The organism is Streptomyces sp. HmicA12 (assembly GCF_000373565.1).
Lineage (GTDB): Bacteria > Actinomycetota > Actinomycetes > Streptomycetales > Streptomycetaceae > Streptomyces.
Window position 1 is genome coordinate 474670 of sequence record NZ_KB891797.1, and the last position, 24166, is coordinate 498835.

Below are 24166 nucleotides of genomic sequence, written 5' to 3' on the forward strand. Positions count from 1 at the left end.
CCATGGCGCTCGACCAGTCCTTCGTGGGGCGGAGCTACCCGCCCACCACCGGGTACGAGGTGGGCCGGGAGAAGATCCGCGAGTTCGCGGAGGCCGTGGGGGACGCCAACCCCGCCTATGTCGACCGCGCGGCCGCGCAGAAGCTCGGCCACCCGGACGTGATCGCCCCGCCGACCTTTGTGTTCGCGATCACCTTCAAGGCGGCCGGTGAGGTCATTCACGACCCCGAGCTCGGACTCGACTACAGCCGCGTCGTGCACGGTGACCAGAAGTTCGCCTACACACGCCCGGTGCACGCCGGGGACACACTCTCCGTTACCTCCACCATCGAGGGCATCAAGTCGCTCGCGGGCAACGACATCATCGATGTCCGCGGAGAGGTCCACGACGAGAACGGTGAGCACGTCGTGACCGCCTGGACCAAGCTCGTCTCGCGCGCCGCCGACTCCGGGGAAGGGGCCTGATCGCCGTGGCTACCACCATCAAGTACGCCGATGTCGAGGTCGGCGCCGAGCTGCCGGCCCAGGCGTTCCCCGTGACACGCGCCACGCTCGTCCAGTACGCGGGTGCCTCCGGCGACTTCAACCCGATCCACTGGAACGAGAAGTTCGCGGTCGAGGTCGGCCTGCCGGACGTCATCGCGCACGGCATGTTCACCATGGCCGAGGCGATCCGTGTCGTCACCGACTGGACCGGCGACCCGGCCGCCGTCGTCGAGTACGGCGTGCGCTTCACCAAGCCGGTCGTCGTCCCGAACGACGACAAGGGCGCCGAGGTCGAGGTCAGCGCCAAGGTCGCGGCCAAGCTCGACGACAACCGCGTACGGGTCGACCTGGTCGCCATGAGCGCGGGCCAGAAGGTGCTCGGGATGTCGCGGGCGGTCGTTCAGCTGGTCTGACCGCCGCCGTCGCGCCGCCTTCATGTGCGCAGGTAAGGGGCGTCCTCCATGGGGGCGCCCCTTACGCATGTCCAGGGGTTGACTTAGGTAGTGATTGGCCACTAACTTTGTCGCATGGTCAGGATGAGTGCGGAGGAGCGGCGCGAGAGCGTCGTTCGCGCGGCGATGATCGAATTCGCCCGCGGCGGCTACAAGGGCACCTCCACCGAGGCGATCGCCAAGCGCGTGGGTGTCTCGCAGCCGTATCTCTTCCGCCTGTTCCCCGGGAAGCAGGCCATCTTCCTTGCCGCGTCCCGGCGTTGTTGCGAGCGGACCACCGAGGTCTTCCGCAAGGCGTCGGAGGGGCTGCACGGCGAGGAGGCCCTGCATGCCATGGGGAAGGCCTATCAGGCGCTCATCGCCGACGACCCGGACGTCCTGCTCATGCAGATGCAGATGTATGTCGCCGTTGCCTCCGCGGAGGCGGCCGGTGACCCGGAGTTCGGTGAGTCGCTGCGGGCCGGCTGGATGGAGATGTACGACACGGTCCAGCTGGCGCTGGGGTCGGGCGTCGGCGACACGACTCAGTTCCTCGCCTACGGGATGCTCGTCAACGTCCTGGTGTCGATGGGATTCCGGCCCGATCACCGGGTGTGGACCGGCTTCTACGAGTCGGCTCAGCCCAAGTAGTGCGGTGTGTGGCACGGGGTGCGCACTTTTGTACCCATGAAAGTTAGTAATCAATAACTAACCTTAGGGATCGCAGGGGGCAGCAATGTCACAGCAACAAGCATCGACTCGGCGCGGGGGAGCCGCCTGGGCCCTCGTCATCACCAGCCTCGCCGGATTCATGGCGGCCCTGGACAACCTCGTCGTCACCACGGCCCTGCCGTCCATCCGCCAGGACCTCGGCGGCGCCCTGGACGACCTGGAGTGGACGGTCAGCGCCTACACGCTCACCTTCGCCGTCCTGCTGATGTTCGGCGCCGCGCTCGGCGACCGGTTCGGGCGCAGGCGGCTCTTCCTGGTCGGCATCACGATCTTCACCGGGGCCTCCGCCGCCGCGGCGATGTCCACCGGGATCGACGCCCTGATCGCCGCCCGCGCGGTGCAGGGCGTCGGCGGCGCGATCATGATGCCGCTGACGCTGACCCTGCTCAGCGCCGCCGTCCCGGCCGCCAAGCGCGGCATGGCGTTCGGCATCTGGGGCGCGGCCAACGGGCTCGCGGTCGCCTCCGGGCCGCTCATCGGCGGCACCCTCACCGAGCACGTCTCCTGGCACTGGATCTTCTGGCTGAACGTCCCGGTCGGCCTCGCCCTGCTGCCGCTCGCCCGGCTGCGCCTGAAGGAGTCCCACGGCACCGGCGCCCCGCTCGACATCACCGGCACCCTGCTCGCCAGCGGCGGCCTGTTCGGCATCGTGTACGGCCTGGTCCGCGCGCCGATCGAGGGGTGGAGCGACCCGATCGTGCTCCTCGGCCTGTTCGGCGGGGCGGCCCTGCTCGTCGCCTTCGTGCGGCACGGGATGGTCAGCGCCAACCCCATGCTCCCCATGCGGCTCTTCCGCTCCCGCGCCTTCAGCGGGGTGAACGCCGCGAGCCTGCTGATGTTCCTCGGCATGTTCGGCTCGATCTTCCTGCTCAGCCAGTTCCTCCAGGGCGTGGTCGGCTACTCGCCCACCGAGGCCGGCCTGCGGATGCTGCCCTGGACCGGCATGCCGATGATCGTCGCCCCCATCGCCGGCTACCTCTCCGACCGGATCGGCGGCCGGTCCGTCGCCGCCGCCGGACTGTTCCTGCAGGCCGTCGGGCTCGGCTGGTTCGCCTTCGTGCTCTCCGCCGACGTCTCGTACGCGGCCCAGCTGCCCGGTCTGATCGTCAGCGGCATCGGAATGGCGCTCTACTTCGCCCCGGCCTCCAGCCTGGTCATGGCCAGCGTCCGACCCGAGGAACAGGGCATCGCCTCCGGTTCCAACAACGCGCTGCGCGAGGTCGGCGGCGCGCTCGGAATCGCGGTCATGTCGTCGATCTTCTCGGCGCAGGGCGGCTACGACTCCGCGCAGCACTTCGTCGACGGCATCCAGCCCGCGCTGTGGGTGGGCGCCTCCCTGGTCGCTCTCGGCGGTGTCGCGGCCCTGTTCATCCCGAAGACGCGACGCACGGTGACCACCGTGCGCGACGACGCCGAGGCCGCTCCGGTCCTCGAGAACGCCTGACACCCGCGGCACCTACGCAGCCGAAGGGAGCACCTCATGCCGACCCTGCCCTGGACCACGCCGAACACCCCGCCCGCGGGCGCGGAGGCCCTCGTCTTCGCCTCCCGTTTCGAGACCCGCACTCTGTGGGGCGCCTTCAAGTTCTTCCTCCGTACGCCGACCGTCTGGCGGCACGTAGGCAGGGCGCCCGGCGCCTACGGGGCCACCTTGAAGGCGCAGCCCTTCAAGCGGACCTTCTGGACGCTGTCCGCCTGGGAGTCGCCCGAGGCGCTGAAGGGCTTCGCGGCCTCCGCGCCGCACGGGCCCGTCGCCGCGGGCCTGCGCGGACAGATGAAGGACGCGCAGTTCCTCACCTGGAAGGCGCCGACCGACGACCTGCCGCTCGACTGGAAGGACGTCCTGCGACGCTTCCGGTGAGACCCGGTACGAGAACGGCCCCGTCAGCGCGGCGGGGCCGTTCTCGTACCCTGGAGCGCGTGCAGGAACTCCACGAAGCCCCTCTCGCCCCCCTGACCACCTTCCGGCTCGGCGGGCCCGCCACCCGGCTGCTCACCGCGACCACCGACGCCGAGGTGATCGACGCGGTGCGCGAGGCCGATGCCGCCGGCACCCCGCTGCTGATCATCGGCGGTGGCAGCAACCTCGTCATCGGCGACAAGGGATTCGCCGGCACCGCACTGCGCATCGCCACCGAGGGCTTCGAACTCGACGGTACGAAGCTGGAGTTGGCGGCCGGTGAGGTGTGGACCGACGCCGTGCGACGCACCGTCGAGGCGGGCCTCGCGGGCATCGAGTGCCTCGCCGGGATCCCCGGCTCCGCGGGCGCGACACCGATCCAGAACGTCGGCGCGTACGGCCAGGAGGTCTCCGCCACGATCACCGAGGTGATCGCCTACGACCGCACGACGGGCGAGACCGTCGCCCTTCCGAACGCCGAGTGCGCCTTCTCGTACCGCCACAGCCGCTTCAAGGCCGAACCCGACCGCTACGTCGTGCTGCGGGTGCGGTTCGAGCTGGAGGACGCGGGCGGCCTGAGCGCGCCCATCAAGTACCCCGAGACCGCGCGCACCCTCGGTGTCGAGGCGGGCGACCGGGTCCCCGCCGCGACCGCGCGCGAGACCGTCCTGAAGCTGCGCGCGGGCAAGGGCATGGTGCTCGACCCGGAGGACCACGACACCTGGTCGGCCGGTTCGTTCTTCACCAACCCGATCCTCACGGACGAGGAGTTCGCGGCGTTCCACGCGCGCGTGGCCGAGCGTCTGGGCCCCGACGCGAAGGCGCCCGCGTTCCCGGCGGGGGAGGGGCTGACAAAGACCTCCGCGGCCTGGCTCATCGACAAGGCGGGCTTCACCAAGGGCTACGGCACCGGCCCGGCCCGCATCTCCACCAAGCACACCCTCGCCCTCACCAACCGAGGCGAGGCCACGACGGAGGACCTGCTCGCGCTGGCCCGCGAGGTCGTGGCCGGGGTCCGCGAGGCGTTCGGGGTGACGCTCGTCAACGAGCCCGTGACGGTCGGCGTCAGCCTCTGAGCACAGCCTCTGAGCTGCGATTTCCCATTGACCGCGCAGGTGGTCGCCCCTGATAGTGACGGCGTCGAGTCGATCGACACGCACATCAGGGGTGGGGACCACACATGCAGGAGAAGAACGGGCAGTCCGTGCTGTCCGGGTGCGAGCGCGCGGAAACGCTGCTGCGCGCGGGGGAGTTGAGACAGGCCCGGGCCGCGGCGCAGGCGGGCATCGAGGAGGCGGGGCCGCACGCGGCCCTCTACCTGGTCCTCGCCCGGGCCCATGCCGCCGAGGACGACGACGACCACGACACGGCGGCGGAGCACGCGTACCGGACCGGGCTCGACGCCTTCCCGGACGACCTCGACCTGCTGGCCGCGTACGCGGAGTTCGGCGCGGCGGCCGACGGGGTCGAGCACCCCGGGCGGCTGGCCCGCGGCAAGAAGGCCGCCGAGCGGCTGCGCGAGCTGGCCCCCGACTCGCCGCAGGCGTGGCAGCTCGGCCGGGGCCCCGGTCCGAAGCCGCCCTCCGAGGCGCGCGTCCAGCGCTACGACGTGCGGATCCTGCTGGACTCCGGTGTCACCCTGCCCCAGGCCGCCGCGACCGCCGCGGAGGCCGCCGCCGCATGGCCGTACGACCGGCGGCTCGCGGTGCGCGCGGAGACCCTCGCCGCGCTCGCCCGGCCGATCGCCGCGCCCGCGCGCGTAGTGGTGCGCCGCCCGTACCTGACGGCTCTGGTGCTGGCCGTGGCCGCGTCCGCACTGCTGCTCACGGTGACGGCGTTCGCGCTCTCGCCCTGGGTGCTGCTCGCCGTCCTCGTGCTGACCGCTCCCGTGCGTCAGGAGCAGGCGCTGCTGCGCGGGGCGCGCCGCCGGGCTCTGGACCGGCTGCCGGTGGAGCACCGCGTGCCCGCGCCGGGAGCGCCCGGGCTCCCGCCCCTGCGGGTCGCCGACAAGCTGATGGTCGTCTTCGGGGCGGCGATCCTGGTGACCTCCGCGAGTGGCGCCATCGGCTGGAACTACGCGCGCAGCACCGCGTACCCGCACTACGAGGCCGAGGTGCCCCGGACGTTCCATGGTCTGCGGCAGCTCAAGGACAACCCCACGCTGGGCCTCTATGCCGCGCTCATGAACGAGGAGGAGATGCCCCCGGGAGGCAGGCGACTGCTGGCCGCCTACGGGGAGGAGGGGGCCGAGCAGCCCGCCGTGCTGCTGTTCGGCGCCACCGGCGACCTGCACGACGTCGAGCCCGGGGAACTGACCGGCGTCTTCCGCGAGGGCGTGGAGATGAGCGGCAGGCACGTGACCGGCACGTGGAACCCCGCGCCGGGACGACTCGGCGGCCGCGTCGAGTGCCTGACGGCCGAGCCGCTCCTCGGGGGTGCTCCGCAGGGAGCCTGCACCTGGGCGGACCGCGGCAGCTTCGGCACGGTCCTGGTCAGTGCGGAGGGCATGAGCCACGCCGGCATCGCGCGCGTGGCCGCGGAGCTGCGCGAACAGACGCTGACGCCGGAGCATGCCGACGAGGCATAGCCCTCAGTACGCCACCCCGACCCCCTGCTTCACCGTCGCCGGGTCGTCGACCATCGCCAGCATCGCGTGCGCCACGTCCGCGCGGGCGATGAAGCGGCCCGAGCGCGGGAAGCCGCCCACCACCGTGCGGTAGGAGCCGGTCAGCGGCTTGTCCTGGAGGCGGGGCGGCCGTACCGACGTCCAGTCCGTCGCGCTGGCCGCCAACTCGGCCTCCATGGCGGCCAGATCGACGTAGACCGGCTTCAGGGCCGCGCCGACGAGCCCGATCATCAGGCGGTCGGCGAACGGGGAGTCGGCGGGCTGCGGGCCCACCGGGCCCGCGCTGACCACGAGCAGCCGCCGGGTGCCCGCCGCCTCCATCGCCCGCAGGACCGACCGCGTCAGCTCCGCCGCGATGCCCGCGTCCGCGCGCCTGCGGGCCCCGAGCCCGGACAGCACCGCGTCCCGGCCCGCGACGGCCGGGCGCAGCGACTCGGGATCCCTCAGATCCGCCCGGAACACCTCCAGGCGCTCGCCGGTGACGGTGAACCGCGCGGGATCCCGCACCACCGCCGTCACCTCGTGCCCGGCCGCCAGGGCCTGCCGGACGAGCTCCTGCCCGATGCCGCCCGTCGCACCGAAAACCGTGAGCTTCATGGCGTACCTCCAAGGCGCGCGCTTCATTGGTGGGTGAGTACTCACTCACCCCTGCTCGCCCTTAGGGTGAGTGAGTACTCACCCCCGCGTCAAGGTTGGTTGGAGCCCGCATGGAAAGCACGGCCCAGAAGCCGGCCCGCGTCCGCATCGTCGACGCGGCCCACGAGCTCATGCTGAGCATCGGCCTCGCCCGCACCACCACCAAGGCGATCGCCAAGGCCGCGGGCTGCTCCGAAGCGGCGCTCTACAAGTACTTCGCCAACAAGGAGGAGCTCTTCGTGACGGTGCTCAACGAGCGCCTTCCGAAGCTGGGTTCTCTGCTCGGCCGCCTCCTTGCGGAAGGCGCCGGAAACCCCGGCCGCACGGTCGAGCAGAACCTCACGGACATCGCCCACGAAGCGGCGCTCTTCTACGAGCAGACGTTCCCGATGGCCGCCTCTTTGTATGCCGAGCCCCAGCTCAAGCGCCGCCATGAAGAGGTGATGCGCGAACTGGGCACCGGCCCGCACAAGCCGATCCAGGGACTCGACGCCTACCTGAGAGCCGAACAGAAGGCGGGCCGCATCGGCTCCGACGCCGACACCTATGCCGCCGCCTCACTCCTCCTGGGCGCCTGCGCGCAGCGTGCCTTCGCCTACGAGATGTCCCCGGACCGCAGGCCGCCGCAGCCGGTGGAGGAGTTCGCGGCGCACATCGCGCACACGCTGCTCACCGGGATCGCCTGAGCCGGGTCAGGCGGCCAGCCACTCCTCCACCCCGTTCAGGAGCTTCTCCTTGACGCCCTCCGGCGCCGCCGAGCCGCGTACCGACTGCCGTGCCAGCTCGGCCAGTTCGGCGTCCGTGAAGCCGTGGTGGCGGCGCGCGATCTCGTACTGCGCGGCGAGCCGCGAGCCGAACAGCAGCGGATCGTCGGCGCCGAGCGCCATCGGCACCCCGGCCTCGAAGAGCGTGCGCAGCGGGATGTCCTCGGGCTTCTCGTAGACGCCGAGCGCGACGTTGGACGCCGGGCACACCTCGCAGGTGACACCGGCCTCGGCGAGCCGCCGCAGCAGCCGCGGGCTCTCGGCGGCCCGCACGCCGTGCCCGATCCGGGTGGCGTCGAGATCGTCGAGGCAGTCGCGCACGGAGGACGGCCCGGTCAGCTCGCCTCCGTGCGGCGCCGACAGCAGTCCGCCCTCGCGCGCGATGGCGAAGGCCCGGTCGAAGTCCCTCGCCATGCCGCGCCGTTCGTCGTTGGAGAGCCCGAACCCGACGATGCCCCGGTCCGCGTACCGCACCGCGAGCCGCGCCAGCGTGCGGGCGTCCAGCGGGTGCTTCATCCGGTTCGCGGCGACGAGCACCCGCATCCCGAGCCCGGTCTCGCGCGAGGCGCTGTCGACGGCGTCCAGGATGACCTCCAGGGCGGGAATCAGCCCGCCGAGCCGAGGCGCGTACGACGTCGGATCCACCTGGATCTCCAGCCAGCCCGACCCGTCGGCGATGTCCTCCTCGGCGGCCTCGCGCACCAGGCGCTGGATGTCCTCGGGTTCCCGCAGACAGGAACGCGCCGCGTCGTAGAGCCGCTGGAAGCGGAACCACCCGCGCTCGTCGGTGGCCCGCAGCTTCGGCGGCTCTGCACCGGTCAGCGCCTCGGGCAGCCGAACCCCGTACTTGTCGGCGAGTTCGAGCAGGGTGCTGGGCCGCATCGACCCGGTGAAATGCAGATGCAGGTGGGCCTTCGGCAACTGACGTACATCACGTCCTACACGCTCCATCCCAAGATCCTGCCGTACACACCTGTCGTCCCGGTAGCGTCTTTCCACCTTCGAGTCCTTGCCCGAACGAAGAAACGGGCCGCCTCCTTAAGGAGGCGGCCCGCTCAACAAGCGGCTGCTGACGACTCAGTCCTGAGCCTCGGCCAGCAGCTTCTGCATACGGGAGACACCCTCGACGAGGTCCTCGTCACCCAGCGCGTACGACAGACGCAGGTAGCCCGGCGTGCCGAAGGCCTCACCCGGAACGACGGCGACCTCGGCCTCCTCCAGGATGAGCGCGGCGAGCTCGACGGAGTTCTGCGGACGCTTGCCGCGGATCTCCTTGCCGATGAGGCCCTTCACGGACGGGTACGCGTAGAAGGCACCCTCCGGCTCCGGGCAGAGCACGCCGTCGATCTCGTTGAGCATCCGCACGATGGTCTGGCGGCGGCGGTCGAAGGCCTTGCGCATCTCGTCCACGGCGGTCAGATCACCGGAGACGGCGGCGAGCGCGGCCGCCTGCGCGACGTTGGAGACGTTCGAGGTGGCGTGCGACTGCAGGTTCGTCGCGGCCTTCACGACGTCCTTCGGGCCGATGATCCACCCCACGCGCCAGCCGGTCATCGCGTACGTCTTCGCGACACCGTTGACCACGATGCACTTGTCGCGCAGCTCCGGAAGGATCGCGGGCAGCGAGGTGAACTTCGCGTCCCCGTAGACGAGGTGCTCGTAGATCTCGTCCGTCATGACCCACAGGCCGTGCTCGACGGCCCAGCGGCCGATCGCCTCGGCCTCGGCCTCGCTGTACACGGCGCCCGTCGGGTTCGACGGCGACACGAACAGCACGACCTTCGTGCGCTCGGTGCGCGCGGCCTCCAACTGCTCGACGGAGACGCGGTATCCGGTCGTCTCGTCGGCCACGACCTCCACCGGCACACCGCCGGCGAGACGGATCGACTCCGGGTACGTCGTCCAGTACGGCGCCGGGACGATGACCTCGTCGCCCGGGTCGAGGATCGCGGCGAACGCCTCGTAGATGGCCTGCTTGCCGCCGTTGGTCACCAGGATCTGCGAGGCGTCGACCTCGTAGCCGGAGTCGCGCAGCGTCTTGGCGGCGATCGCGGCCTTCAGCTCGGGCAGACCGCCGGCCGGCGTGTAGCGGTGGAACTTCGGGTTCTTGCAGGCCTCGATGGCCGCCTCGACCACGTAGTCGGGCGTCGGGAAGTCGGGCTCACCGGCGCCGAAGCCGATCACCGGACGCCCGGCGGCCTTGAGGGCCTTGGCCTTGGCGTCGACGGCGAGGGTCGCGGACTCGGAGATGGAGCCGATGCGGGCGGACACCCGGCGCTCGGTGGGGGACGAACCAGCGGACGGAGAAGGAGTTGCAGCGCTCATAACCCCATCGTTCCAGACCCGAAACCCGCCCGGCACACGGGTTTCCAAGACCGTCGGATCCGAGGTTGATCCACTTCGCGTCCCCATTCGTTCGACGGAGGGCCGCGAAGCACGTACACTCACTGCTCGTTGGCCTTCACCGGCCGCACCAACCGATCGCACTCCGTGCAGCCGGGCGGATGCGGTACGTTGGGGGAAACAAAGGGTCGTAGCTCAATTGGTAGAGCACTGGTCTCCAAAACCAGCGGTTGGGGGTTCAAGTCCCTCCGGCCCTGCTACACACTCCTTCGCCAGGATGTGTGCGCATGTACGTACTGCATTGCACCGCCGTGCGGCTCAACCGGGCGCGGCACGGCCACGACCCGGAATCAGGTGAGGACGAGTGACGGACGCCGTGGGCTCCATCGACATGCCTGATGCCCAGGATGAGGCGCCGGAGTCCAAGAAGGCTCGTAAGGGCGGCAAGCGCGGCAAGAAGGGCCCCTTCGGCCGCCTCGCACTCTTCTACCGCCAGATCGTCGCGGAACTCCGCAAGGTCGTCTGGCCGACTCGCAGTCAGCTTTCGACGTACACCACCGTGGTGATCGTGTTCGTCATCGTCATGATCGGTCTCGTGACCGTGATTGACTATGGGTTCAACCACCTCGTCAAGTACGTCTTCGGCTAAAGCCGAAAGCGGAGGGCGCCCTGACCGGCGCCCCTTTCGCGCGTTCCACCCCTTGTATCCAGGAAGAAGCAGCCACCGTGTCTGACCCGAACCTGAACGACGCCATCGAGTCGGCGGAGTCCGTGGAGGACCAGCTCGACATCGTCGAGGCGGCGGACGCCGAGGACCCGGACCAGGCCGAGGCTGCCGACATCGCCGCCGGCGAGCCCGCCGAAGAGGCAGCCCTCGAGGTCGAGGAAGCCGACAGCGAGACCGATGCCGACGTCGATGACGCCGAGGACGAGGCCGTCGAGGCCGAGATCGAGCAGCTCGAGGAAGAGCAGGAGCAGGTCGACCCGATCACCGCTCTGCGCGACGAGCTCCGCGGCCTGCCCGGCGAGTGGTACGTCATCCACACCTACGCGGGCTACGAGAAGCGCGTGAAGGCGAACCTGGAGCAGCGTGCCGTCTCGCTCAACGTCGAGGACTTCATCTACCAGGCCGAGGTCCCCGAGGAAGAGATCGTCCAGATCAAGAACGGCGAGCGCAAGAACGTCCGGCAGAACAAGCTGCCCGGTTACGTTCTCGTCCGCATGGATCTGACGAACGAGTCCTGGGGCGTCGTCCGCAACACCCCCGGCGTCACCGGCTTCGTGGGCAACGCCTACGACCCGTACCCGCTGACCCTGGACGAGATCGTCAAGATGCTCGCCCCGGAGGCCGAGGAGAAGGCCGCCCGTGAGGCCGCCGAGGCCGAGGGCAAGCCGGCTCCGGCCCGCAAGGTCACCGTCGAGGTCCTGGACTTCGAGGTCGGCGACTCGGTCACCGTCACCGACGGCCCGTTCGCGACGCTGCAGGCCACGATCAACGAGATCAACGCCGACTCGAAGAAGGTCAAGGGCCTCGTCGAGATCTTCGGCCGCGAGACCCCGGTCGAGCTCAGCTTCGACCAGATCCAGAAGAACTAGTACCTACTAGCACCTTCTGGGCACATAGCTTCCGAACAGGTCAGATGGGCTCTCAAAAGCCTGTCTGACCTGCTCGGTTTTTAGCCGCGCATGGATACCCGTTATCGTTGTGCGGTATGCCTCCATCCGGATGATCTGGACGATCATCGTTCACGGGTGGCGGCTGAACACTCTCACTAAGACCCGGAGAGAGAGCACATGCCTCCCAAGAAGAAGAAGGTCACGGGGCTCATCAAGCTCCAGATCCAGGCCGGCGCCGCCAACCCGGCTCCGCCGGTCGGCCCCGCGCTGGGCCAGCACGGCGTCAACATCATGGAGTTCTGCAAGGCCTACAACGCCGCGACCGAGTCGCAGCGCGGTTGGGTCATCCCGGTGGAGATCACGGTCTACGAGGACCGCTCCTTCACCTTCATCACCAAGACCCCGCCGGCCGCGAAGATGATCCTCAAGGCCGCTGGTGTCGAGAAGGGCTCGGGCGAGCCGCACAAGACCAAGGTCGCCAAGATCACCGAGGCGCAGGTCCGCGAGATCGCCACGACCAAGATGCCCGACCTCAACGCCAACGACCTGGACGCCGCGTCGAAGATCATCGCCGGCACCGCCCGTTCCATGGGCATCACGGTCGAGGGCTGACACCCACCTCGTAGGACATTCCGTGGCAGGGCCTGCTCGGCCCGTACCACGACTCCTCTAGAACTCAGGAGCAGTAAGTGAGCAAGCGCAGCAAGACTCTCCGCGCTGCGGACGCCAAGATCGACCGGGACAAGTTCTACGCCCCGCTCGAGGCGATCCGTCTCGCCAAGGAGACCTCCGCGACGAAGTTCGACGGCACCGTCGAGGTCGCCTTCCGCCTGGGCGTTGACCCGCGCAAGGCCGACCAGATGGTCCGTGGCACCGTGAATCTTCCGCACGGCACCGGCAAGACCGCCCGGGTCCTGGTCTTCGCGACCGGTGACCGTGCTGCGGCCGCGGAGGCCGCCGGCGCCGACATCGTCGGCTCCGACGAGCTCATCGACGAGATCTCCAAGGGCCAGCGCCTGAACGAGTTCGACGCCGTTGTCGCCACCCCGGACCTCATGGGCAAGGTCGGCCGCCTCGGCCGCGTGCTCGGTCCCCGTGGCCTGATGCCGAACCCGAAGACCGGCACCGTGACCCCTGACGTGGTCAAGGCCGTGAACGAGATCAAGGGCGGCAAGATCGAGTTCCGCGTCGACAAGCACTCGAACCTGCACTTCATCATCGGCAAGGTGTCCTTCGACGACACCAAGCTGGTGGAGAACTACGGTGCGGCCCTCGACGAGATCCTTCGTCTGAAGCCGTCCGCCGCCAAGGGTCGCTACATCAAGAAGGCCGCCATCGCCACCACGATGGGCCCCGGCGTTCCGGTCGACCCGAACCGCACCCGCAACCTCCTCACCGAGGAGGACCCGGCCGCGGTCTGAGCCCTCTTCGAGGCTCGCTGAAGTCGGCGACGGGCCCCGCATCTCCTTCGGGAGGCGCGGGGCCCGTTCCTCTTTTCCGGCCCGTGCGGGTACGCGGCTGCGCTAGCGTCGCCGTGATCGAACCGGGGGAGTGGATGAGGCACGGACGGGTGGCGGCGCTGGCCGCCGTGGGCGCGCTGCTCGCGGGCTGCGGCGGGGCGAAGGGCCCCGGCGCGGGGGCGGCCGCCGACGCGCTGCGCACGGCCCGCCAGAAGGTCGCCGCGGCCGGTTCGGCGCGCGTCGAGGCGACCATGCGCAACGGAGCCCGCCTCTCCTCCCGCAGCACGGGAACCCTCAGCTGGTCCGACGGCGTCGAGGGCACCCTGACGGTGCGCGTCACCGGCGGCGAACTGGCGGCCTCCACGCGCAGGCTGGGCGGCGACCCGTCCCAGGCGCGCTTCCTTCCGGACGGCTACTACACGCGGATGACGGACAGGTTCGCCGCCCTGCAGGACGGCAGGCATTGGATCCGTTACCCGTACGACGCGACCAGCGACCTCACGCCGGCCGACTGCCTCAAGGCGCTCGGCGCGGCCGATGACGTCCGGAAGGTGGGGCGGGTGACCGTGCGCGGCACCGAGACCACCCACTACGAGGGCACCTCCGGCAAGCGGCATTTGGAGGTGTGGCTCGACGCCCGCCACCTCCTGGTCCAACGCGCCTACCGGGAGGGCGAGTTCACCACCACCGTGCGCTACAGCGACTACGGCACCGCCGCCGCCACGGCCACGCGACCGCCCGCGCACGACACCGTCGATTTCGACGACGTTGTAACGGAGGGTTGACCCATGGGCCCGTTGTCCTAGGGCGCCGTTAGTGTGCAGGTAGTACGCATGTTCCAAGGGGTGGGATTGAGATGACTGTTGTCGTACGTCGCACGGTCGGCGCCGCCGCCGCGACCGCACTGCTGTGTACCGGGGCCGTGGCCTGCTCCGGTGGATCCGACCAGGACGGCGCGAAGAAGGCGTCCTCGCAGAGCCAGGGCCGCTCGCAGATCAGCGAGGTGCTGACGGCCGCGTACAAGAAGACCTCGGCGGCCAAGTCCGCCAAGGTCGAGATGACGATGAAGACGCCGGCCGCGGCCGGCGGCGGCGGGACCATGAAGATGTCCGGCACGATGGGCTGGGACCCGACCGTCATGGATATGACGATGTCCGGCTCCGCCCTCACCGCCGGCGACGCGGACGCGCCCGAGAGCGTCCGCATGGTCTGGCAGGACGACGTGATGTACATGGACATGGGGGCCAAGGCCGCCAAGGACATGGACGGCAAGCGCTGGATGAAGATGGACCTCGGCGCCATCGCGAAGCAGGCCGGCGACGAGAAGGCCGCGAGCCAGATGACCGGCGGCCTGGACAACATGAACCAGGACCCGGCCAAGCAGATCGCGATGCTGCTCGACTCGCCGAACCTGAAGCACATCGGCTCGGCCACGGTCGACGGCGTGAAGACCCAGCACTACAAGGGCACGCTGACCGTCGACGAGATGGTGGCGAAGAACGACTCGCTGAAGGTCCTCGGCAAGTCCGACCGCGACAAGCTCCTGAAGAACGTGGAGAAGGCCGGCATCAAGGACTACGACACCGAGCTGTGGGTCAGCGAGGACGACCTGCCGGTCCGGATGGACGTCACCATGGACAGCGCCCAGGGCGCGGTCGAGATGTCGCAGAAGTTCTCGGACTACGGGGCCGCGGTGAAGGTCGACACACCGCCCGCGAGCCAGACCTTCGACCTCATGGAGATGCTCAAGGAGATGGGTGCGGGCGCCTCCGCCGGCGCCTCCGCGGGGACCTCCGGCAGCGGAGCCTGAGCGGATTTGCTCGACACGTCAGCTTTCGCGTAACCTTCCAGGGAAGCCAAAGACCGCTGGTCGTTGCCGTGCGCTCGTAAGAGGGTTCGGTGGCCGAAGGATCCGCTGAAACTGCGGACGACCCGCGCAGGTGACCGTGGAAGTGCTCCCGTACGAATCCGTTCGTATCGGTCGAGCTCACGCCCCGTGCGCCTGCGCCGGGGCGTTTCGTTTTGCCAGTCTCCTTCTGAGCGGTCCTCATCACCCGGAAGGAGGCCGACGCTCTATGCCGACGCCCGACAAGGCTGCCGCGGTAGCCGAGCTCACGGACAAGTTCCGCAGCTCGAACGCCGCTGTGCTGACCGAGTACCGGGGTCTCACCGTGGCCCAGCTCAAGCAGCTGCGCCGTTCCCTCGGTGCGAACTCCGAGTACGCCGTGGTGAAGAACACGCTGACCAAGATCGCGGCCAACGAGGCCGGGATCAACACGCTGGACGACCTCTTCACGGGTCCGACGGCGGTTGCCTTCGTCACCGGTGACCCGGTGGAGTCGGCGAAGGGTCTTCGTGACTTCGCCAAGGACAACCCCAACCTCGTCATCAAGGGCGGTGTCCTTGACGGCAAGGCGCTGTCCGCCGACGAGATCAAGAAGCTTGCGGACCTCGAGTCCCGCGAGGTTCTGCTCAGCAAGCTGGCCGGTGCGTTCAAGGGCAAGCAGTCGCAGGCTGCTCAGCTCTTCCAGGCGCTCCCGTCGAAGTTCGTCCGCACCGCGGAGGCGCTTCGGGTCAAGCAGGCCGAGCAGGGCGGTGCCGAGTAATTCGGCTCGCACATTGACCGCCGCCTGAGGCGACGGTCGAAGCGGGCCGACAGTACGCCCGCCTACATGGACAACCGGCACCAGCCGAATTAGTGGAAGGATCGCCCATCATGGCGAAGCTCAGCCAGGAAGACCTGCTCGCCCAGTTCGAGGAGATGACCCTCATCGAGCTCTCCGAGTTCGTGAAGGCCTTCGAGGAGAAGTTCGACGTCACCGCCGCCGCGGCCGTCGCCGTCGCCGGCCCCGCCGGTGCCGCTGCCCCCGCCGAGGCCGAGGCCGAGCAGGACGAGTTCGACGTCATCCTCACGGGTGCCGGCGAGAAGAAGATCCAGGTCATCAAGGTCGTGCGTGAGCTGACCTCCCTGGGCCTGAAGGAGGCCAAGGACCTCGTCGACGGCACCCCGAAGCCGGTCCTCGAGAAGGTCGCCAAGGACGCCGCGGAGAAGGCCGCCGAGGCCCTCAAGGGCGCCGGCGCCTCCGTCGAGGTCAAGTAAGACCTCTTCGAGTCTGCTGACTCTTCTTCGGTGAAACTGCTCCCTCGGGAGCTGTAACGCCGACGTACCGAAGGGCGATCACCCAACTGGGTGGTCGCCCTTCGGCGTTGTCTGGCTCGCAGGCCGAGGGTGCCTTGCACTGTCGGTCGCGCAGAGTATGGTGATCTTCGTTGTGCCTGGAGCCACCCCTGTTCGGCCAAGAGGGGGCCTTGACGAACAGCACGCAGCGCGCAATTCTCAGGACGCGTCGTCACAACGATCCGGATCCGAGGCATGGATCGACGACGAAGAGGGCAGTAAGGATGTGCGCTCAGCGCACAGGGCATGCCACAGACAGCGAACGGTTGAGAACAACGAGGGTCTCAAAAAACCCGCACTGGACATCAGTGGGCCTTCTGGCTACACTGTCCCTTTGCGCTGCCTGTTAGCTGCTCCCTGCCCGTCACCAGGGGCATGCCCTCGCTTGAGCACAGTGGACTGAATCAGCCCTGACCAGGGCTTTCTGTCCCTCTGCATGGCTTGGGACCGGTACGCGCGTAGTGAGTCCGAGCCCTCGGAAGGACCCCCTCTTGGCCGCCTCGCGCAACGCCTCGACCGCGAATACGAACAACGGCGCAAGCACCGCCCCGCTGCGCATCTCCTTTGCAAAGATCAAGGAGCCCCTCGAGGTTCCCAACCTGCTCGCGCTGCAGACCGAGAGCTTTGACTGGCTGCTCGGCAACACCGCTTGGCAGAGTCGGGTCGAGGCGGCTCTGGAGTCGGGCCAGGACGTCCCCACCAAGTCCGGTCTGGAGGAGATCTTCGAGGAGATCTCCCCGATCGAGGACTTCTCCGGGTCGATGTCCCTGACGTTCCGCGATCACCGTTTCGAGCCTCCCAAGAACTCGATCGACGAGTGCAAGGAGCGCGACTTCACGTTCGCCGCCCCGCTCTTCGTCACCGCCGAGTTCACCAACAACGAGACCGGCGAGATCAAGTCCCAGACGGTCTTCATGGGCGACTTCCCGCTCATGACGAACAAGGGCACCTTCGTCATCAACGGCACCGAGCGTGTCGTTGTCTCCCAGCTGGTCCGCTCGCCGGGTGTCTACTTCGACTCCTCCATCGACAAGACGTCCGACAAGGACATCTTCTCGGCCAAGATCATCCCGTCCCGGGGTGCCTGGCTGGAGATGGAGATCGACAAGCGCGACATGGTCGGTGTCCGCATCGACCGCAAGCGCAAGCAGTCCGTCACCGTTCTCCTGAAGGCTCTCGGTTGGACCACCGAGCAGATCCTCGAGGAGTTCGGCGAGTACGAGTCCATGCGCGCCACCCTGGAGAAGGACCACACCCAGGGCCAGGACGACGCGCTCCTCGACATCTACCGCAAGCTGCGCCCGGGCGAGCCGCCCACGCGCGAGGCTGCTCAGACGCTGCTCGAGAACCTCTACTTCAACCCGAAGCGCTACGACCTCGCGAAGGTCGGCCGCTACAAGGTGAACAAGAAGCTCGGCGCGGACGAGCCGCTGGACGCCGGCGTGCTCACCACCGACGACGTCATCGCGACCATCAAGTACCTGGTCAAGCTGCACGCCGGTGAGACCGAGACGGTCGCGGAGTCGGGTCGTTCGATCATCGTCGAGACCGACGACATCGACCACTTCGGCAACCGCCGTATCCGTAACGTCGGTGAGCTGATCCAGAACCAGGTCCGTACGGGTCTCGCCCGTATGGAGCGCGTCGTGCGCGAGCGCATGACGACCCAGGACGTCGAGGCGATCACGCCGCAGACCCTGATCAACATCCGCCCCGTGGTGGCGTCGATCAAGGAGTTCTTCGGTACCTCGCAGCTGTCCCAGTTCATGGACCAGAACAACCCGCTGTCGGGGCTGACGCACAAGCGTCGTCTGAACGCCCTCGGCCCGGGTGGTCTCTCCCGTGAGCGGGCCGGCTTCGAGGTGCGAGACGTGCACCCGTCGCACTACGGCCGCATGTGCCCGATCGAGACGCCCGAAGGCCCGAACATCGGTCTGATCGGTTCGCTCGCCTCGTACGGACGGATCAACCCGTTCGGCTTCATCGAGACGCCGTACCGCAAGGTCGTCGAGGGTGTCGTCACCGACGACGTCGACTACCTGACCGCCGATGAAGAGGACCGCTTCGTCATCGCGCAGGCCAACGCGCCGCTGACCGAAGAGCTCCGGTTCGAAGAGGCCCGCGTGCTGGTCCGCCGCCGTGGCGGCGAGGTCGACTACGTCCCGGGTGACGACGTCGACTACATGGACGTCTCGCCGCGCCAGATGGTGTCGGTCGCGACCGCCATGATCCCGTTCCTCGAGCACGACGACGCCAACCGTGCCCTCATGGGCGCGAACATGATGCGTCAGGCCGTGCCGCTGATCAAGTCCGAGGCGCCGCTCGTCGGCACCGGCATGGAGTACCGCTGCGCCACCGACGCCGGTGACGTGCTCAAGGCCGAGAAGGACGGTGTGGTCCAGGAGGTCTCCGCGGACTACATCACCATCACGAACGACGACGGCACGTACTCCACGTACCGCCTGCACAAGTTCTCCCGCTCCAACCAGGGCACCTCTGTGAACCAGAAGGTCGTCGTGGACGAGGGCGCGCGGATCATCGCCGGTCAGGTCCTGGCCGACGGTCCCGCGACCGAAGAGGGCGAGATGGCCCTCGGCAAGAACCTGCTCGTGGCGTTCATGCCGTGGGAGGGTCACAACTACGAGGACGCGATCATCCTGTCGCAGCGCCTCGTGCAGGACGACGTCCTCTCCTCGATCCACATCGAGGAGCACGAGGTCGACGCCCGTGACACCAAGCTCGGCCCGGAGGAGATCACCCGGGACATCCCGAACGTCTCCGAGGAGGTCCTCGCGGACCTCGACGAGCGCGGCATCATCCGCATCGGTGCGGACGTCGTCGCCGGCGACATCCTCGTCGGCAAGGTCACGCCCAAGGGCGAGACCGAGCTGACGCCGGAGGAGCGCCTGCTCCGCGCGATCTTCGGTGAGAAGGCCCGTGAGGTCCGTGACACCTCGCTGAAGGTGCCGCACGGCGAGATCGGCAAGGTCATCGGCGTCCGCGTCTTCGACCGTGAAGAGGGCGACGAGCTGCCGCCGGGCGTGAACCAGCTGGTTCGTGTCTACGTGGCGCAGAAGCGCAAGATCACGGACGGTGACAAGCTCGCCGGCCGCCACGGCAACAAGGGCGTTATCTCGAAGATCCTTCCGATCGAGGACATGCCGTTCCTCGAGGACGGAACTCCGGTCGACATCATCCTCAACCCGCTGGGTGTGCCGTCCCGAATGAACCCGGGACAGGTTCTGGAGATCCACCTCGGCTGGCTCGCCAGCCGCGGCTGGGACGTCTCCGGCCTCGGCGAGGAGTGGGCGCAGCGCCTGCAGGCCATCGGCGCCGACCAGGTCGCCCCGGGCACCAACGTCGCCACCCCCGTCTTCGACGGTGCGCGTGAGGACGAGCTCGCGGGTCTGCTGCAGCACACCATCCCGAACCGCGACGGCGAGCGCATGGTGCAGCCGACCGGTAAGGCGAGGCTGTTCGACGGCCGCTCCGGCGAGCCGTTCCCGGACCCGATCTCGATCGGGTACATGTACATCCTCAAGCTCCACCACCTGGTCGACGACAAGCTGCACGCGCGTTCGACCGGTCCGTACTCGATGATCACCCAGCAGCCGCTGGGTGGTAAGGCCCAGTTCGGTGGCCAGCGCTTCGGTGAGATGGAGGTGTGGGCGCTGGAGGCATACGGCGCCGCGTACGCCCTCCAGGAGCTGCTGACCATCAAGTCCGACGACGTCACCGGCCGCGTGAAGGTCTACGAGGCCATCGTCAAGGGCGAGAACATCCCCGAGCCCGGCATTCCCGAGTCCTTCAAGGTGCTCATCAAGGAAATGCAGTCCCTGTGCCTCAACGTGGAGGTGCTGTCCTCGGACGGCATGTCCATCGAGATGCGCGACACCGACGAGGACGTCTTCCGCGCAGCGGAGGAGCTCGGCATCGACCTGTCCCGGCGCGAGCCGAGCAGCGTCGAAGAGGTCTGACGGGAGTCCGGTGCGGGGGCTCAGGGATGAGCCCCCGCACCGACCCCGCGACCCCCGTTTCAGACCACAGACTTACAACCCTGAGAGGGATTGACGCATAGTGCTCGACGTCAACTTCTTCGATGAGCTCCGGATCGGTCTGGCCACCGCTGACGACATCCGTCAGTGGAGCCACGGCGAGGTCAAGAAGCCCGAGACCATCAACTACCGCACCCTCAAGCCCGAAAAGGACGGACTCTTCTGCGAGAAGATCTTCGGTCCGACCCGGGACTGGGAGTGCTACTGCGGTAAGTACAAGCGCGTCCGCTTCAAGGGCATCATCTGCGAGCGCTGCGGCGTGGAGGTCACCCGCGCCAAGGTGCGTCGTGAGCGGATGGGCCACATCGAGCTGGCCGCTCCCGTCACGCACATCTGGTACTTCAAGGGCGTTCCGTCGCGGCTGGGCTACCTGCTCGACCTCGCCCCGAAGGACCTCGAGAAGGTCATCTACTTCGCCGCGTACATGATCACGTACGTGGACGAGGAGCGCCGTACCCGCGACCTGCCCTCCCTCGAGGCGCACGTCCAGGTCGAGCGTCAGCAGGTCGAGAACCGCCGCGACTCGGACCTCGAGGCCCGCGCCAAGAAGCTCGAGACCGACCTGGCCGAGCTCGAGGCCGAGGGTGCCAAGGCCGACGTGCGCCGCAAGGTGCGCGAAGGTGCCGAGCGTGAGATGAAGCAGCTGCGCGACCGTGCCCAGCGCGAGATCGACCGTCTCGACGAGGTGTGGAACCGCTTCAAGAACCTCAAGGTCCAGGACCTCGAGGGCGACGAGCTGCTCTACCGCGAGCTGCGTGACCGCTTCGGCACGTACTTCGACGGTTCGATGGGTGCCGCGGCGCTGCAGAAGCGTCTCGAGACCTTCGACCTCGACGAGGAGGCCGAGCGCCTCCGCGAGATCATCCGTACCGGCAAGGGCCAGAAGAAGACCCGTGCGCTCAAGCGCCTCAAGGTCGTCTCCGCGTTCCTGCAGACCTCGAACAGCCCCAAGGGCATGGTTCTGGACTGCGTGCCGGTCATCCCGCCGGACCTGCGTCCGATGGTGCAGCTGGACGGTGGCCGCTTCGCGACCTCCGACCTGAACGACCTGTACCGCCGCGTGATCAACCGCAACAACCGCCTGAAGCGCCTTCTCGACCTCGGTGCGCCCGAGATCATCGTGAACAACGAGAAGCGCATGCTCCAGGAGGCCGTCGACGCCCTGTTCGACAACGGTCGTCGTGGTCGCCCGGTCACCGGTCCCGGTAACCGCCCGCTGAAGTCCCTCAGCGACATGCTGAAGGGTAAGCAGGGTCGTTTCCGTCAGAACCTTCTCGGTAAGCGTGTGGACTACTCCGCGCGTTCCGTGATCGTCGTCGGTCCGCAGCTGAAGCTGCACCAGTGTGGTCTGCCGAAGGCCATGGCGCTGGAGCTCTTCAAGCCGTTCGTGATGAAGCGCCTGGTCGACCTGAACCACGCGCAGAACATCAAGAGCGCCAAGCGCATGGTGGAGCGCGGCCGCACGGTCGTGTACGACGTCCTCGAAGAGGTCATCGCCGAGCACCCGGTTCTGCTGAACCGTGCTCCCACCCTGCACCGCCTCGGCATCCAGGCCTTCGAGCCGCAGCTGGTCGAGGGCAAGGCCATCCAGATCCACCCGCTCGTCTGCACCGCGTTCAACGCGGACTTCGACGGTGACCAGATGGCCGTCCACCTGCCGCTCTCCGCGGAGGCGCAGGCCGAGGCCCGCATCCTGATGCTGTCCTCGAACAACATCCTCAAGCCCGCCGACGGCCGTCCGGTGACGATGCCGACCCAGGACATGGTCCTCGGTCTGTTCTTCCTCACCACCGACGGTGAACTCCGTGACGTCAAGGGCGAGGGCCGCGCGTTCGGCTCCGTCGCCGAGGCGATCATGGCGTTCGACGCCGGCGAGCTGGCTCTGCAGTCGCAGGTCGACATCCGCTTCCCGGTGGGCACCATCCCGCCGCGTGGCTGGACGCCGCCGGTGGCCGAGGAGGGCGAGCCGGAGTACCAGTCGGGCGACAGCTTCCGGCTGCGTACGACCCTGGGCCGCGCGCTCTTCAACGAGCTGCTGCCCGAGGACTACCCGTTCGTCGACTACTCGGTGGGCAAGAAGCAGCTCTCCGAGATCGTCAACGACCTGGCCGAGCGCTACCCCAAGGTCATCGTGGCGGCGACGCTCGACAACCTGAAGGCGTCCGGCTTCTTCTGGGCGACCCGTTCCGGCGTCACCGTGGCCATCTCCGACATCGTCGTTCCCGAGGCGAAGGTCGAGATCGTCAAGGGCTACGAGGCCCAGGACGAGAAGGTCCAGAAGCAGTACGAGCGCGGTCTCATCACGAAGGAAGAGCGCACTCAGGAGCTCATCGCGATCTGGACCAAGGCGACCAACGAGGTTGCCGAGGCGATGAACGCGAACTTCCCGAAGACCAACCCCATCTTCATGATGGTTGACTCGGGTGCCCGAGGAAACATGATGCAGATGCGTCAGATCGCCGGTATGCGTGGTCTGGTGTCGAACGCCAAGAACGAGACGATCCCGCGTCCGATCAAGGCCTCCTTCCGTGAGGGCCTGTCGGTGCTGGAGTACTTCATCTCGACTCACGGTGCTCGTAAGGGTCTGGCGGACACGGCTCTGCGTACCGCCGACTCGGGTTACCTCACCCGTCGTCTGGTCGACGTCTCCCAGGACGTCATCATTCGCGAGGAGGACTGCGGCACCGACCGTGGCCTCAAGCTCAAGATCGCCGAGCGCGGTGCCGACGGCACGCTGCGCAAGACGGACGACGTCGAGACCAGCGTCTACGCCCGCATGCTGGCCGAGGACATCGTCGTCGACGGCAAGGTCATCGCGCCGGCCAACGTCGACCTCGGTGACGTGCTCATCGACGCCCTGGTCGCCAACGGCGTGGAGGAGGTCAAGACCCGCTCGGTCCTGACCTGTGAGTCGGCGGTCGGCACCTGTGCCTTCTGCTACGGCCGCTCGCTGGCCACCGGCAAGCTGGTCGACATCGGTGAGGCGGTCGGCATCATCGCCGCCCAGTCCATCGGTGAGCCCGGTACCCAGCTGACGATGCGTACCTTCCACACCGGTGGTGTGGCCGGTGACGACATCACCCAGGGTCTGCCCCGTGTCGTCGAGCTCTTCGAGGCTCGTACGCCGAAGGGTGTCGCCCCGATCTCCGAGGCCGCGGGCCGTGTCCGCATCGAGGAGACCGAGAAGACCAAGAAGCTCGTCGTCACCCCGGACGACGGCAGCGACGAGACGGCGTTCCCGATCTCGAAGCGTGCCCGTCTGCTCGTGGGCGAGGGCGACCACGTCGAGGTCGGCCAGAAGCTGACCGTGGGTGCCACCAACCCGCACGACGTGCTGCGCATCCTGGGTCAGCGTGCCGTCCAGGTCCACCTGGTCGGCGAGGTCCAGAAGGTCTACAACTCGCAGGGTGTGTCGATCCACGACAAGCACATCGAGATCATCATCCGGCAGATGCTGCGCCGCGTGACGATCATCGAGTCCGGCGACGCGGAGCTGCTGCCGGGCGAGCTCGTCGAGCGCTCGAAGTTCGAGACCGAGAACCGTCGTGTGGTCACCGAGGGCGGTCACCCCGCCTCCGGCCGTCCGCAGCTGATGGGTATCACCAAGGCCTCGCTGGCGACGGAGTCCTGGCTGTCGGCCGCCTCCTTCCAGGAGACGACCCGAGTGCTGACGGACGCGGCGATCAACGCCAAGTCCGACAGCCTCATCGGCCTCAAGGAGAACGTCATCATCGGTAAGCTCATCCCGGCCGGTACGGGTCTGTCCCGTTACCGCAACATCCGGGTGGAGCCCACCGAGGAGGCCAAGGCCGCGATGTACTCGGCCGTCGGCTACGACGACATCGACTACTCGCCGTTCGGCACCGGCTCCGGCCAGGCCGTTCCGCTGGAGGACTACGACTACGGTCCGTACAACCAGTAGGCGAGCAGTACCTGTTC

General features: G+C 68.2%; 21 protein-coding genes and 1 tRNA gene. 19 read left to right on the forward strand and 3 right to left on the reverse strand.

Annotated elements, in window-relative coordinates; translation table 11 throughout:
* Positions 1-2 precede the first annotated feature (2 nt).
* The 7 genes from B072_RS0102325 to B072_RS45335 all read left to right on the forward strand — a co-directional run bounded on the left by B072_RS0102325 (position 3) and on the right by B072_RS45335 (position 6135).
* Positions 3-464 (forward strand): MaoC family dehydratase N-terminal domain-containing protein, encoded by a 462-nt coding sequence (locus B072_RS0102325; protein WP_018528320.1) that lies wholly within the window; start codon positions 3-5, stop codon positions 462-464.
* Between the two features lie 5 nt (positions 465-469).
* Positions 470-898 carry a MaoC family dehydratase gene (locus B072_RS0102330; RefSeq protein WP_018528321.1) on the forward strand — a complete coding sequence of 143 codons (429 nt, stop codon included), beginning with the start codon at positions 470-472 and terminating at the stop codon, positions 896-898.
* A 114-nt stretch (positions 899-1012) separates the two neighbouring features.
* On the forward strand, positions 1013-1567 hold the full coding sequence (locus B072_RS0102335; RefSeq protein WP_078506252.1) for a TetR/AcrR family transcriptional regulator: 555 nt from the start codon (positions 1013-1015) through the stop codon (positions 1565-1567).
* Positions 1568-1652: 85 nt separating this feature from the next.
* A complete protein-coding gene (locus B072_RS42200) occupies positions 1653-3092 on the forward strand; it encodes a DHA2 family efflux MFS transporter permease subunit (protein WP_051127062.1) in 1440 nt (479 codons plus the stop codon).
* Between the two features lie 36 nt (positions 3093-3128).
* On the forward strand, positions 3129-3509 hold the full coding sequence (locus tag B072_RS0102345) for a hypothetical protein (RefSeq protein ID WP_018528324.1): 381 nt from the start codon (positions 3129-3131) through the stop codon (positions 3507-3509).
* Between the two features lie 50 nt (positions 3510-3559).
* Complete coding sequence (locus B072_RS0102350) at positions 3560-4624, forward strand: UDP-N-acetylmuramate dehydrogenase (protein ID WP_078506270.1); 1065 nt, start codon at positions 3560-3562, stop codon at positions 4622-4624.
* 104 nt (positions 4625-4728) lie between these two features.
* Entirely contained in the window at positions 4729-6135 is a 1407-nt protein-coding gene (locus B072_RS45335; RefSeq protein WP_018528326.1) for a hypothetical protein, read from the forward strand.
* A gap of 3 nt (positions 6136-6138) precedes the next feature.
* Here the strand turns inward: B072_RS45335 and B072_RS0102360 are convergent, their stop codons facing one another.
* Positions 6139-6771 (reverse strand): NAD(P)-dependent oxidoreductase, encoded by a 633-nt coding sequence (locus B072_RS0102360; RefSeq protein WP_018528327.1) that lies wholly within the window; start codon positions 6769-6771, stop codon positions 6139-6141.
* Positions 6772-6881: 110 nt separating this feature from the next.
* On the opposite strand from B072_RS0102360, the gene B072_RS0102365 reads away from it, so the two are divergent.
* Complete coding sequence (locus tag B072_RS0102365) at positions 6882-7496, forward strand: TetR/AcrR family transcriptional regulator (protein WP_018528328.1); 615 nt, start codon at positions 6882-6884, stop codon at positions 7494-7496.
* 6 nt (positions 7497-7502) lie between these two features.
* On the opposite strand, the gene B072_RS0102370 is transcribed toward B072_RS0102365, so the two are convergent.
* A complete protein-coding gene (locus B072_RS0102370) occupies positions 7503-8525 on the reverse strand; it encodes an adenosine deaminase (RefSeq protein WP_026245376.1) in 1023 nt (340 codons plus the stop codon).
* A 126-nt stretch (positions 8526-8651) separates the two neighbouring features.
* On the reverse strand, positions 8652-9899 hold the full coding sequence (locus B072_RS0102375; protein ID WP_026245377.1) for a pyridoxal phosphate-dependent aminotransferase: 1248 nt from the start codon (positions 9897-9899) through the stop codon (positions 8652-8654).
* 202 nt (positions 9900-10101) lie between these two features.
* Here B072_RS0102375 and B072_RS0102380 point away from each other — a divergent pair.
* From B072_RS0102380 to B072_RS0102435, 11 genes are all read left to right on the forward strand, one after another.
* Positions 10102-10174, forward strand: a tRNA-Trp gene (locus B072_RS0102380).
* Positions 10175-10281: 107 nt separating this feature from the next.
* Positions 10282-10566 (forward strand): preprotein translocase subunit SecE, encoded by a 285-nt coding sequence (secE, locus tag B072_RS0102390; protein ID WP_018528331.1) that lies wholly within the window; start codon positions 10282-10284, stop codon positions 10564-10566.
* A 77-nt stretch (positions 10567-10643) separates the two neighbouring features.
* Entirely contained in the window at positions 10644-11513 is an 870-nt protein-coding gene (gene nusG / locus B072_RS0102395) for a transcription termination/antitermination protein NusG (protein ID WP_018528332.1), read from the forward strand.
* Between the two features lie 198 nt (positions 11514-11711).
* Positions 11712-12146, forward strand: a complete 435-nt coding sequence (rplK, locus tag B072_RS0102400; protein WP_016645192.1) for a 50S ribosomal protein L11 — start codon at positions 11712-11714, stop codon at positions 12144-12146.
* 77 nt (positions 12147-12223) lie between these two features.
* Positions 12224-12955 carry a 50S ribosomal protein L1 gene (rplA, locus tag B072_RS0102405; protein WP_018528333.1) on the forward strand — a complete coding sequence of 244 codons (732 nt, stop codon included), beginning with the start codon at positions 12224-12226 and terminating at the stop codon, positions 12953-12955.
* A 134-nt stretch (positions 12956-13089) separates the two neighbouring features.
* Positions 13090-13779 (forward strand): hypothetical protein, encoded by a 690-nt coding sequence (locus tag B072_RS42210; protein ID WP_158689133.1) that lies wholly within the window; start codon positions 13090-13092, stop codon positions 13777-13779.
* Positions 13780-13850: 71 nt separating this feature from the next.
* Positions 13851-14804, forward strand: a complete 954-nt coding sequence (locus B072_RS0102415; protein ID WP_018528335.1) for a hypothetical protein — start codon at positions 13851-13853, stop codon at positions 14802-14804.
* Between the two features lie 265 nt (positions 14805-15069).
* Positions 15070-15600 carry a 50S ribosomal protein L10 gene (gene rplJ, locus B072_RS0102420; RefSeq protein WP_018528336.1) on the forward strand — a complete coding sequence of 177 codons (531 nt, stop codon included), beginning with the start codon at positions 15070-15072 and terminating at the stop codon, positions 15598-15600.
* A gap of 110 nt (positions 15601-15710) precedes the next feature.
* Positions 15711-16094, forward strand: coding sequence for a 50S ribosomal protein L7/L12 (gene rplL / locus B072_RS0102425; RefSeq protein ID WP_018528337.1), 384 nt, complete (start codon positions 15711-15713; stop codon positions 16092-16094).
* 569 nt (positions 16095-16663) lie between these two features.
* The gene (gene rpoB / locus B072_RS0102430) at positions 16664-20149 is read left to right on the forward strand and encodes a DNA-directed RNA polymerase subunit beta (RefSeq protein ID WP_018528338.1); all 3486 of its coding nucleotides are present in this window, start codon (positions 16664-16666) and stop codon (positions 20147-20149) included.
* Positions 20150-20249: 100 nt separating this feature from the next.
* Complete coding sequence (locus tag B072_RS0102435; protein ID WP_018528339.1) at positions 20250-24149, forward strand: DNA-directed RNA polymerase subunit beta'; 3900 nt, start codon at positions 20250-20252, stop codon at positions 24147-24149.
* Positions 24150-24166: the final 17 nt, after the last annotated feature.